Raw genomic sequence first — 11403 nt, forward strand, 5'->3', positions numbered from 1 at the left:
GGAGTCTGATTTACATGGCAACAATAAAAGATGTGGCAAAACGCGCTGGCGTCTCCACGACCACCGTTTCGCACGTCATTAATAAAACCCGCTTTGTCGCTGAAGAGACGCGCGAAGCGGTCTGGCAGGCGATCAAGGAACTGCACTACTCACCGAGCGCCGTGGCACGCAGCCTGAAAGTGAACCACACCCGCACGCTGGGGCTGCTGGCCACCTCCAGCGAAGCGCCCTACTTCGCTGAAATTATCGAAGCCGTCGAGAATCACTGCTTCGATAAGGGCTATACGCTGATCCTGGGGAATGCCCACAACGATCTGCAAAAGCAGCGCGCCTATCTCAGCATGATGGCGCAGAAGCGCGTGGATGGCCTGCTGGTGATGTGCTCCGAATACCCGGACGACCTGCTGCAGATGCTTGAAGAGAATCGCAACATCCCGATGGTGGTGATGGACTGGGGCGAATCCCGCGCCGACTTCACTGACACAGTGCTGGACAACGCCTTCCAGGGCGGTTATCTGGCCGGCCGCTATCTGATTGAGCGCGGGCACCGTGATATTGGCGCCATTCCCGGCCAGATGGAGCGCAATACCGGGGGTGGCCGTCATGCCGGTTTCCTGAAGGCGCTGGAAGAGGCAAATATCCAGCCGCGCGCCGAGTGGATCGTTCAGGGCGACTTCGAGCCGGAGTCTGGCTATCAGGCCATGCAGCAGATCCTGTCGCAGAAGCAGCGCCCTACGGCGGTATTCTGTGGCGGTGACATCATGGCAATGGGGGCGATTTGCGCCGCCGACGAGATGGGATTACGCGTTCCTCAGGATATTTCGGTGATCGGGTATGACAATGTGCGCAACGCGCGCTATTTCGCGCCAGCCCTGACTACCGTCCATCAGCCGAAAGCCCAGCTGGGCGAAAAGGCGCTGGATATGCTGCTGGACCGCATTACCAGCAAGCGTGAAGTGTCGCAGACCATCGAGGTTCACCCGACGCTGATCGAACGTCGTTCCGTCGCCGATGGCCCGTTCCGCGACTACCGGCGTTAATCCTCGCTTAACCACTCCTGATTAAGCGTCTGCGCATCTCCCAGATAGCTGAGCAACCAGCCTGTCGCCGGTGATGCACGATCTTCTGCCCAGCTGACGCAGCACGGACTGTCCGGAAACGGAACCGGCAGCGTCAGCTCGGCCAGATCGCCACTGTCGAGCAGCGGTCTGGCCAGATGGCCGGGCACCATCGCCACACACAATCCCGCCTGCACACACTCCAGCCCGGTCTGCCACTCCGGCACCACCAGCCTGCGCTGATTGTCCAGCGTCCACGTCATCCGGCGCGGCAGCGCCCGCGAGGTATCTTCCAGCACCAGCGACGGCCAGCTGCGCAGCGTGTCATCATCTATCTGGCTCGCCTGCGTCAGGGGATGATCGGGCGCGACCACGCAGCGCCAGTTCAGGGTGCCCATATCGCGAAAGGCAAAACGCCCGCCTACCGGAATCGCCTGAGTGGCGCCAATCGCGATCTCCACCCGCCCATCGGCCAGCGCATCCCAGACGCCATTGAACACTTCATAACTGATGCTCAGCTCCATATCCGGGAAGTGGCGATAGAAATCTTTGACCAGCTGTCGCGTACGCTGCGGTTTAGCGATGCGATCGACGGCGATGCTCAGCTGACCACGCCAGCCATTCGCCAGCTGCTGACACTGTCGGCGGGTAGCGAGCATTTTTTTGATAACGCTGCGCCCTTCCCGCACAAAATGTTCGCCTGCCGGGGTCAGCACCACTTCCCGATGCTGACGTTCGAACAGCGGGACCGCCAGCCAGGTCTCAAGCTGACGCACGGTGTAGCTGATGGCAGAGGGCACCCGATGTAGCTCCTGTGCTGCTGCGCTGAAGCTGCCGCCGCGGGCCACCGCGTCAACCACCTCTAATGCATATTCCGACCACATAATCTGCCTTCAAAATTTTTAACAGCAATCGGCAAATATTAGCGTTTCACAGCGGCAAACGCACCTTTTACACTCTGCCGCGTTCATCCTGCAAAAATGAGAATCAGATGTTATCGAATAAAGGATTTATGCCCTATCTTGCCCTGCTGAGTATGCTGGGCTTTCTGGCTACGGATATGTACCTGCCCGCCTTCGGTGCGATGCAGCAGAGCTTTAACACCTCGCCCGGCCTGATCAGCGCCAGTATGAGTCTCTTTCTGGCGGGCTTCGCCTGTGGCCAGCTCTTCTGGGGGCCGCTGTCGGACCGGATTGGCCGCAAGCCGGTACTGCTGGCCGGTCTGACGCTATTTGCCGTCGGCTGCGCCGGGATGCTGTGGGTCAGCGACATTTCCCTGATGCTGACACTGCGATTTGTTCAGGCAATTGGCGTCTGTGCCGCTGCCGTAAGCTGGCAGGCGCTGGTGGTGGACCGCTATCCTGCCGCACGCGCCAGCAAAGTTTTCGCCACCATCATGCCGCTGGTCGCCCTCTCACCGGCGCTGGCTCCGTTGCTGGGCGCCTGGCTGATCGGTCACTTCCACTGGCGTTCAATTTTCCTGGTGCTGACGCTGATTGCGGTGGCGCTCATCCTCGTGACCCTGCGTCTGCCCGCCGTGCGCAAGGCGGCGGCGGAGAAAGGATCGCAGCCCGGCTTCTTTACGTTGCTGAAATCACGCATCTACAGCGGCAATGTGCTGATCTACTCTGCCTGCTCTGCCAGCTTTTTCGCGTGGCTGACCGGTTCCCCCTTTATCCTGGCGGATCTGGGCCTTTCACCCGCCGATATCGGTCTGAGCTATGTGCCGCAGACGCTCGCCTTCCTGATTGGCGGATTTGGCTGTCGTGCCCTGCTTAACCGTTTTAATGGCGCACAGATCCTGCCCGCGCTGCTGGGGATTTACAGCCTGAGCATTCTGGCGCTGTTCGCCGTGGCGCTTTCAGGCAGCAGCACCCTGGCCGGTCTGATGGTGCCATTCTGCGGCATGGCGCTGGCAAATGGCGCGATCTATCCGATTGTGGTCGCCAGCGCGCTGATGCCGTTCCCGCACGCGACCGGGAAAGCGGCCGCGCTACAGAATACGCTGCAGCTGGGACTCTGCTTCGTCGCCAGCCTGGCCGTGTCGGCCGGATTAACCCAGCCTCTGTTTACCACCACCCTGATCATGACGGTAACGATTCTGCTCGCGCTAATCGGTTACATCATGCAGCGTGCCGCAAGCGCACAAACGGTTGTTGCCTCCTCTCAGCCTGCCTGCCAGGATAATCAGTAACGCACAGGCTTTTTAGTTAGCCTGCTGACAATAAGCCATTGAACATTGACCCGCGTGAGAATATACTCATCCGGGTCAAATAATCTTCGACAAATCAAAAAGATAATAACGTAGTAACTTGATTGGCAGCCTGTTGCCGGGACGGTATCTGCACGCGTTATTCTTACCTTTTCCGCCCTGTCACAGGCTACTCCAGTCCTCTGTACCACACAGATAATCGGTGTGCGGAGTCATCCGTTGCGTTTCTCAATGCCTGACAAATTGGCTACTCTTTGTGCAGGCTCAGACTGGACAGGTGGTGGAAAAGCTATGAGTTCATCTTATGCAGAAGCAGTAAGCCCGGAAGAGAATCCCTGGTATCGCATCATTCATGAGCTGCTGGAAAAAGCGGATATCGAAATTAATGGTTCACGCCCCTGGGATATCCAGGTCACGCATCCCGGATTCTTTAAGCGTGTCCTGCAGGAGGGGTCACTCGGGCTCGGTGAGAGCTATATGGATGGCTGGTGGGGGTGCGATCGGCTGGATATGTTCTTCCATCGCGTGCTTAAACACAGGCTGGATCAGCAGCTTCCGCACCACTTCAAAGACACGCTGCGCATTGCCGCCGCACGTTTAACCAATCTGCAGTCTAAAAAACGGGCCTGGATTGTCGGTAAAGAGCATTACGACCTGGGTAACGATCTCTTCTCCCTGATGCTCGACCCCTATATGCAATACTCCTGCGGCTACTGGAAAGAGGCCACAACGCTGGCGGCCGCTCAGGAGGCCAAGCTGGATATGATCTGCCGTAAGCTGGCGCTGAAACCGGGGATGTCGCTGCTGGATATCGGCTGTGGCTGGGGCGGGCTGGCGGCGTTTGCCGCACGGCACTATGGCGTCAGCGTGCAGGGCGTGACCATCTCCGCCGAACAGCAGAAGCTGGCGCAGCAGCGCTGTAATGGCTTAGACGTCACGATTCTGTTGCAGGATTATCGCGATCTCAACGCGCAGTTTGACCGCATCGTGTCGGTGGGGATGTTCGAGCATGTCGGCCCGAAAAACTACGCCACCTACTTTGATGTGGTCGATCGCAATCTGAAACCGGACGGGCTTTTTCTGCTGCACACCATCGGCGCGATCAAAACAGATATGCGCGTCGATCCCTGGATCGACAAATATATTTTCCCCAACGGCTGCCTGCCTTCGGTGCGTCACGTTGCTGAGGCCAGCGAACCCCATTTCATTCTGGAAGACTGGCACAACTTCGGGGCCGATTATGATAGAACCCTGATGGCCTGGCATGAGCGTTTTTTGCAGGCCTGGCCGGAGCTGGCCGACAGCTACGGTGAACGGTTTAAACGGATGTTCACCTACTATCTTAACGCCTGTGCCGGTGCCTTCCGGGCGCGTGATATTCAGCTGTGGCAGATCGTCTTCAGTCGCGGCGTGGAGGGGGGATTGCGGGTCGCGCGGTAGTCAACGCGGCTGACGCTTACCGCAGCCGCAGGCAGCAGGATCACAAGAGGAAACGGGCCCGGCGATGGCCTTACCTCAGGGATGAGGGGCGTCATCGCGCGGGCCAGTATCTGCTGCTGTGGGTCTGATCGCCTCACCCGCTCTTGAGGCGCTGACGCGCCTTCGATCAGCTCTCGTCGGCAGGCTGGCCGGTCAGCACTTTCATCGCCGCTTCGGCATCGCGCTGGGCTAAGACGCGCTCAACGGTCTCCACTATCGCCTGGGTGTGCGGATCGATCTCAATATTCACCCGCTGACCAAAGGTTTTCGCGCCCAGCGTGGTGCGTTCCAGCGTTTCCGGGATCAGATAAACACAGAATCTGGTTCTGGTGACGTCGCCGACCGTCAGGCTGATGCCATCAATACCGACAAACCCTTTGTGCAGGATATATTTCATCTGCAGCGGATCCTGGATTTTAAACCAGACTTCGCGGTTATGTTCTGACTGAATAATCTTGCAGATTTCAGCCGTGGTCATAATATGACCCGACATCAGATGGCCGCCGATTTCATCACCGAACTTCGCGGCACGCTCAATGTTGACCACGTCGCCCTGACGCAGATCGCCAAGGTTAGTGACCCGCAGCGTCTCTTTAATCAGATCGAAACTGACAAGGTCGCCATCGATGGCCGTCACGGTCAGGCAACAGCCGTTATGCGCCACGGAGGCGCCCAGCGCCAGCCCCGGCAGGAGTTCTTCCGGCAGGCGGACAGTATGGGTACGAAACAGCTCTTTCTCTTCAATGGACACAATTTCAGCGGTGCCCTGTACAATACCGGTAAACATAGTCTTTGCCTCTGCGAAGTTTGGGCCAGTTTATCACAGCTCAGCTCCGCTGTTAGATTTCAGCCCGTGTGCACCCGCCCTCACCGGGGAGAAAACGCATCCTGTGACAAAGATTGGCGAATACGGTTGCGCCAGTTACACTTACTCGCGCAATTCTCCGGGCATCTCTGCCCTTTTTACTTTATTTAACTCGTCAGGTGTAAACGTGCAGAAGTATTTAACAGAAGCGCGTCAATTGCTGGCCCTTGCGATTCCTGTCATCCTGGCTCAGGTGGCTCAGACCGCGATGGGCTTTGTGGATACCATTATGGCCGGCGCAGTCAGCGCCACGGATATGGCCGCCGTTGCTGTCGGCACCTCTGTCTGGCTCCCGGCCATCCTGTTTGGTCATGGTCTTCTGCTTGCATTGACGCCCACCGTTGCGCAACTCAACGGCTCAGGCCGCCGCGAACGCATCGCTGAACAGATCCGCCAGGGTTACTGGCTGGCCTTTTTCGTCTCCCTGCTGACGATGCTGCTGCTGTGGCACGCCGGATATCTGATCCGGGCGATGCATGATATCGATCCGCAGCTGGCGCTGAAGGCCGAAGGCTATCTGCATGCCCTGCTGTTCGGTGCGCCGGGTTACCTCTTCTTTCAGGTGCTGCGTAATCAGTGCGAAGGGCTGTCGAAAACCAAGCCCGGTATGGTGCTGGGTTTCCTGGGGCTGATGTTCAACATCCCGCTGAACTATATCTTTATCTATGGCCATTTCGGGATGCCTGCGCTGGGTGGCGTCGGCTGCGGTGTCGCAACCGCCACGGTCTACTGGGTGATGTTTATCTGTATGCGATTCTGGATGCGCCGGATGGGCAGTATGCGCGACATTCGTATGGCGAGCCGCTGGTCGCCGCCGTCCCGGGTGATCCTGAGCCGCCTGGTCGCGCTGGGATTGCCGGTGGCGCTGGCGCTCTTTTTCGAAGTCACGCTGTTTGCGGTCGTCGCCCTGCTGGTTTCACCGCTGGGTATCGTGAACGTGGCGGGCCACCAGATTGCACTGAACTTCAGTTCGCTGATGTTTGTCCTGCCGCTGTCGCTGGGTGTCGCGACCACCATTCGCGTGGGCTATCGTCTGGGCCAGGGCTCCACCGAGCAGGCGCGGGTGGCGGCCTGGACCGCGCAGGGCGTGGGGATCAGCATGGCGGCGCTGACGGCCCTGTTTACCGTGACGTTCCGCCATCAGATTGCCCTGCTCTACAACGACAATCCGGAAGTGGTGACGCTGGCCGCTCAGCTGATGCTGCTGGCAGCCATTTATCAGTTCTCCGATTCGATACAGGTGATCGGCAGCGGCATCCTGCGCGGTTATAAAGATACGCGGTCGATCTTCTTTATTACCTTTATCGCTTACTGGCTGCTGGGGCTGCCTGCGGGCTACCTGCTGGCGCTGACCGACTGGCTGGTGCCGCGCATGGGACCTGCGGGCTTCTGGTGCGGCTTTATTATCGGTCTGACCTCGGCTGCGGTGATGATGCTCTGGCGCATCAGACGGTTACAGCAGTCGCCTGCCGAGGTTATCCTTGCGCGTGCGGCGCGATAATCGTCAGAATGCGGGCCAGCACTGGCCCGCAATGCCCAAAAAACCGACGGTTAGCACAGTTGCTGCGCAGTCGTGGCGAAAATGCGATTTTCCCCTTGCCAGCCTTACACGCTGCCGTTAATATTCGTCCCCGCTGTCGCCCTGACAGCATGTTGCGCTCTTAGCTCAGTTGGTTAGAGCACCACCTTGACATGGTGGGGGTCGATGGTTCGAGTCCATTAGAGCGCACCAAGTGCGTCCGTAGCTCAGTTGGTTAGAGCACCACCTTGACATGGTGGGGGTCGGTGGTTCGAGTCCACTCGGACGCACCAATATTCAGAATGCGCTCTTAGCTCAGTTGGTTAGAGCACCACCTTGACATGGTGGGGGTCGATGGTTCGAGTCCATTAGAGCGCACCACTTTCAGACATTCCTCAGCTTGCGCAACGTCCCTTTTATTGATCTGCATCGTTTACCTCCTCTGCTTTTTGATTGGTTTTCGCATACTTAGCGTCTATACTGTCCCGCGTTGCTTACTTGAAAGGTTTCAGCGATCACGTGCTTACTGCGATAACTCAAATGATTTGCGCAACAACAGCGTGGTGGTTACCAACCGTAACCGCACAACTTCCCTGCACGCCTGGCCTTCGTCACCTATTCTTACTCAGTACTGCCCATTTCAGTCTCAATCAGAATTTTCACTTCGATGCGCTGCCATCGGATTCCGCCCTTATTCATCCATCACAACTTACAGATAATCCGTCATGAAAAAGACTAAAATCGTTTGTACAATCGGCCCGAAAACCGAATCCGAAGAGATGCTGACTCAGCTGCTTGAAGCTGGCATGAACGTTATGCGTCTTAACTTCTCTCACGGTGACTATGCTGAGCATGGCCAGCGCATTTCAAATATGCGTGCCGTGATGCAGAAAACCGGCCGTCAGGCCGCGATTCTGCTGGATACCAAAGGTCCTGAAATCCGCACCATGAAACTGGAAGGCGGCAACGATGCGTCTCTGAAAGCGGGTCAGACCTTCACCTTTACCACCGACCAGAGCGTGATTGGTAACAACGAGCGCGTTGCTGTCACCTACCCGGGCTTCACCGCTGACCTGAAAATCGGTAACACCGTGCTGGTCGACGATGGCCTGATCGGCATGGAAGTGACCGAAGTCACCGAGAATACCGTGGTCTGTAAAGTCCTGAACAATGGCGATCTGGGCGAAAACAAAGGCGTCAACCTGCCAGGCGTCTCTATCCAGCTGCCTGCGCTGGCAGAAAAAGATAAGCGCGACCTGATTTTCGGTTGCGAGCAGGGCGTGGACTTCGTCGCCGCCTCCTTTATCCGTAAACGTTCAGACGTACTGGAAATCCGCGAACACCTGAAACAGCACGGTGGCGAGCACATCCAGATCATCTCTAAAATCGAAAACCAGGAAGGCCTGAACAACTTCGACGAAATCCTCGAAGCCTCAGACGGCATCATGGTTGCGCGTGGCGACCTGGGTGTTGAGATCCCGGTTGAAGAAGTCATCTTCGCGCAGAAGATGATGATTAAAAAATGTAATAAAGCCCGCAAAGTGGTCATCACGGCCACTCAGATGCTGGACTCCATGATCAAAAACCCGCGCCCTACCCGTGCAGAAGCCGGTGACGTAGCCAACGCCATCCTCGACGGAACCGATGCGGTTATGCTGTCAGGCGAGAGCGCCAAAGGCCGTTATCCGCTGGAGTCGGTCACCATCATGGCGACCATCTGTGAACGTACTGACCGCGTGATGAAGTCCCGCATCGACAGTGAGAACGACACCCGCAAACTGCGTATTACCGAAGCCGTCTGCCGTGGTGCCGTGGAAACCGCTGAAAAACTGGAAGCGCCGCTGATTGTGGTCGCAACCGAAGGTGGCAAGTCTGCGAAGGCTGTACGTAAATATTTCCCGAACGCCACCATCCTGGCGCTGACCACTAACCAGACTACGGCGCGTCAGCTGATCCTGAGCAAAGGGATCGAAACCCGCCTGGTGACTGAAATCGCCTCTACCGATGATTTCTATCGTCTGGGTAAAGAAGCGGCGCTGGAAAGCGGCTACGGTCAGAAAGGTGACGTCGTGGTACTGGTTTCAGGTGCATTAGTACCAAGCGGAACTACCAACACCGCCTCAGTACACGTCCTGTAAATCCTGACTTAGTTTTTATTTTAAAGCGCCTTAAACGGGCGCTTTTTTTATTTCTTCTTAAACCAGATGCCGGAAAATTCCAATAGAAAATAACTATTCAAATACTCTTAATATTAAGGTTAATCCGATTAAATCTCTCTGTTTTCGCTAAATTTTTTTATCATGTTCTGGGATTCGCTGCTTCTTTGAGCGAACGATCAAATTTAAGCATGTTCTCATCAAAAATTTATTCTCAACCTAAAAAACTTTGTGTAATACTTGTAACGCTACATGGAGATTAACTCAATCTAGAGGGTATAAATAATGAATCGTACTAAACTGGTACTGGGCGCGGTAGTTCTGGCTTCAACTATGCTGGCTGGTTGCTCAAGCAACGCTAAAATCGACCAGCTGTCTTCAGACGTTCAGACTCTGAACGCTAAAGTTGACCAGCTGAGCAACGACGTGAACGCAGTGCGTTCAGACGTTCAGGCTGCTAAAGACGACGCAGCTCGCGCTAACCAGCGTCTGGACAACCAGGCTCACTCTTACCGTAAGTAAGAGTTCTGGTTTAAAAATGGCGCCTTTATGGCGCCATTTTTTTTGCCCTGAATGTCGTGCCCTCGCGGGCACGCCTCGTGTCAGGGCTGAGCTGTTTTCGCGTCTGTCTCTGAAACCGGCTTCTCCGCCTCTTGTGCGGCATCCTGCAGGCTCGCAGGCGGCACGGTATCACTCTCTACCGGCTCACCGCTGCTGACCAGCACCGGCATTCCTGAGCGTCTTGCCAGACTGGCTTTAATCAGCGCGCTGTCACTCTTATCGCTTTTCATAAACCGCTTCATGTCAGCACTGAGCGCAAGTGGCATGGTCTGCGGATCGTCTTTGTCATTGCGTGAGAGTGGCTGATGCACTTCCACGTAGCGTTTGCCATCCGGCTCTACCGCATACTTCACCGGCTGATTGATGATCTGTACCCGGGTTCCTTTCGGCACGGCATTAAACAGCGCCTCAATATCCTCTGAACGCAGGCGGATGCAGCCTGAGCTGACGCGCATCCCGATACCAAACTTCGCATTGGTGCCGTGGATCAGATACTGCCCGGTGCCACGCGCCAGACGCATCGCAAACTGCCCCATCGGGTTATCCGGGCCGGCCGGGACGACGCCAGGCAGGGTAATGCCCTCTTTCGCGTAACGCTTGCGGATATTAGCCGTAGGCGTCCAGGTCGGGTTGGGGATCTTCTGACTGATCTGTGTCACCATCACGGGTGTAGCCGCACCCAGCTGACCAATCCCGATCGGATAGACGATGACCTTGTCTTCGCCTTTGGGGTAGTAGTAGAGACGCAGCTCGGCCAGATTCACCACGATGCCTTCACGCGGCGTATCCGGCAGGATCATCTGGAGCGGCACCGTCAACTGCGTGCCCGCTCTGGGCAACCAGGGATCGGTGCCCGGATTGGCCTCCAGCATCCCCAGCAGGCCGACCTGATAGCGTGCGGCAATAGCTTCCAGGGGTTGTTTGTCATCGGGAACCTGGGTCAGGACGTTTTCGCCAATCAGGCGACTGTCAGGCGGCGGCAGCGGATATTCCGTGGCGAAGGCGGGTGCAGAGAGCCCAAAACAGGTCAGCAGCAATGCACCGGCTAAACGTAAAGCAGGTTTCATGCAATGTTCTCGTCAGATAAAAAAACAGACGCCGGATGGCGTCTGTGGAGTGTAACTTAGCTAAGGTTCTGAGCGGTATGGCGAATAGACCGAATCATCGCCTCCAGCCCCTGCGACCGGGTGGGCGTCAGGTGCTGCATCAGCGCCAGTTCGCCAAACCAGTGGCGGACATCCAGCGCCAGAATCTCGGCGGGCGGCAGGTTCTGATAGAGACTGAAAACGATAGCAATCAGTCCCTTAACGATAGCGGCATCGCTGTCGCCTTCAAACGCGATGGAACCATCCGCCTGCGGCGTCATGCGGATCCACACCTGACTCTGACAGCCTGAAATCACATTCTCCGGCTGGTGTAAGGTTTCAGACGATTCCGGGAGCTTTGAGCCCAGCTCAATGATGTAGAGATACTTCTCTTCCCAGTTGGCGCAACGATTAAAGTTACGAACCAGTTTCTCTTTGTCAGGCAAATTCGCCATCGGTTACTCCGTT

General features: G+C 56.6%; 10 protein-coding genes and 3 tRNA genes. 9 read left to right on the plus strand and 4 right to left on the minus strand.

Features of this window, described 5'->3' with window-relative positions:
- The first annotated feature begins 14 nt into the window (after positions 1-14).
- The gene (purR, locus tag ACNY69_RS10245; RefSeq protein WP_128086201.1) at positions 15-1040 is read left to right on the plus strand and encodes an HTH-type transcriptional repressor PurR; all 1026 of its coding nucleotides are present in this window, start codon (positions 15-17) and stop codon (positions 1038-1040) included.
- On the opposite strand, the gene punR is transcribed toward purR, so the two are convergent.
- Positions 1037-1942 (minus strand): DNA-binding transcriptional activator PunR, encoded by a 906-nt coding sequence (gene punR, locus ACNY69_RS10250; protein ID WP_111139068.1) that lies wholly within the window; start codon positions 1940-1942, stop codon positions 1037-1039. The genes purR and punR overlap by 4 nt on opposite strands.
- A 107-nt stretch (positions 1943-2049) precedes the next feature.
- Between punR and punC the strand changes: the two genes are divergently transcribed.
- Together punC and cfa are read left to right on the plus strand one after the other, a co-directional pair.
- A complete protein-coding gene (punC, locus tag ACNY69_RS10255) occupies positions 2050-3252 on the plus strand; it encodes a purine nucleoside transporter PunC (RefSeq protein WP_111139069.1) in 1203 nt (400 codons plus the stop codon).
- 309 nt (positions 3253-3561) lie between these two features.
- On the plus strand, positions 3562-4710 hold the full coding sequence (gene cfa / locus ACNY69_RS10260; RefSeq protein WP_111139070.1) for a cyclopropane fatty acyl phospholipid synthase: 1149 nt from the start codon (positions 3562-3564) through the stop codon (positions 4708-4710).
- A 166-nt stretch (positions 4711-4876) separates the two neighbouring features.
- Here cfa and ACNY69_RS10265 read toward each other — a convergent pair whose 3' ends face one another.
- The gene (locus ACNY69_RS10265; protein ID WP_111139071.1) at positions 4877-5536 is read right to left on the minus strand and encodes a riboflavin synthase subunit alpha; all 660 of its coding nucleotides are present in this window, start codon (positions 5534-5536) and stop codon (positions 4877-4879) included.
- 205 nt (positions 5537-5741) lie between these two features.
- Between ACNY69_RS10265 and ACNY69_RS10270 the strand changes: the two genes are divergently transcribed.
- From ACNY69_RS10270 to ACNY69_RS10295, 6 genes are all read left to right on the plus strand, one after another.
- Positions 5742-7115, plus strand: coding sequence for an MATE family efflux transporter (locus tag ACNY69_RS10270; protein ID WP_367395446.1), 1374 nt, complete (start codon positions 5742-5744; stop codon positions 7113-7115).
- Positions 7116-7269: 154 nt separating this feature from the next.
- Positions 7270-7346, plus strand: a tRNA-Val gene (locus ACNY69_RS10275).
- A gap of 3 nt (positions 7347-7349) precedes the next feature.
- Positions 7350-7426 (plus strand) — tRNA-Val (locus ACNY69_RS10280).
- Positions 7427-7437: 11 nt separating this feature from the next.
- A tRNA-Val gene (locus ACNY69_RS10285) sits at positions 7438-7514 on the plus strand.
- A gap of 344 nt (positions 7515-7858) precedes the next feature.
- The gene (gene pykF, locus ACNY69_RS10290) at positions 7859-9271 is read left to right on the plus strand and encodes a pyruvate kinase PykF (protein ID WP_111139073.1); all 1413 of its coding nucleotides are present in this window, start codon (positions 7859-7861) and stop codon (positions 9269-9271) included.
- 303 nt (positions 9272-9574) lie between these two features.
- Positions 9575-9811 carry a major outer membrane lipoprotein gene (locus ACNY69_RS10295; protein WP_003853216.1) on the plus strand — a complete coding sequence of 79 codons (237 nt, stop codon included), beginning with the start codon at positions 9575-9577 and terminating at the stop codon, positions 9809-9811.
- Positions 9812-9891: 80 nt separating this feature from the next.
- Here ACNY69_RS10295 and ACNY69_RS10300 read toward each other — a convergent pair whose 3' ends face one another.
- Positions 9892-10917 (minus strand): L,D-transpeptidase family protein, encoded by a 1026-nt coding sequence (locus ACNY69_RS10300; RefSeq protein WP_367395445.1) that lies wholly within the window; start codon positions 10915-10917, stop codon positions 9892-9894.
- A gap of 56 nt (positions 10918-10973) precedes the next feature.
- Complete coding sequence (gene sufE / locus ACNY69_RS10305; RefSeq protein WP_111139075.1) at positions 10974-11390, minus strand: cysteine desulfuration protein SufE; 417 nt, start codon at positions 11388-11390, stop codon at positions 10974-10976.
- Between the last annotated feature and the right edge of the window lie 13 nt (positions 11391-11403).

The organism is Pantoea graminicola (assembly GCF_048452665.1).
Taxonomy (GTDB): Bacteria; Pseudomonadota; Gammaproteobacteria; order Enterobacterales; family Enterobacteriaceae; genus Pantoea.

What these genes read in the sequence shown, in the direction of transcription:
- punR (WP_111139068.1), bottom strand. Translation starts at nt 1,942, where the DNA reads ATGTGGTCGGAATATGCATTAGAGGTGGTTGACGCGGTGGCCCGCGGC.
- ACNY69_RS10295 (WP_003853216.1), top strand. Translation starts at nt 9,575, where the DNA reads ATGAATCGTACTAAACTGGTACTGGGCGCGGTAGTTCTGGCTTCAACT.
- ACNY69_RS10265 (WP_111139071.1), bottom strand. Translation starts at nt 5,536, where the DNA reads ATGTTTACCGGTATTGTACAGGGCACCGCTGAAATTGTGTCCATTGAA.
- pykF (WP_111139073.1), top strand. Translation starts at nt 7,859, where the DNA reads ATGAAAAAGACTAAAATCGTTTGTACAATCGGCCCGAAAACCGAATCC.
- ACNY69_RS10300 (WP_367395445.1), bottom strand. Translation starts at nt 10,917, where the DNA reads ATGAAACCTGCTTTACGTTTAGCCGGTGCATTGCTGCTGACCTGTTTT.
- sufE (WP_111139075.1), bottom strand. Translation starts at nt 11,390, where the DNA reads ATGGCGAATTTGCCTGACAAAGAGAAACTGGTTCGTAACTTTAATCGT.
- cfa (WP_111139070.1), top strand. Translation starts at nt 3,562, where the DNA reads ATGAGTTCATCTTATGCAGAAGCAGTAAGCCCGGAAGAGAATCCCTGG.
- punC (WP_111139069.1), top strand. Translation starts at nt 2,050, where the DNA reads ATGTTATCGAATAAAGGATTTATGCCCTATCTTGCCCTGCTGAGTATG.
- purR (WP_128086201.1), top strand. Translation starts at nt 15, where the DNA reads ATGGCAACAATAAAAGATGTGGCAAAACGCGCTGGCGTCTCCACGACC.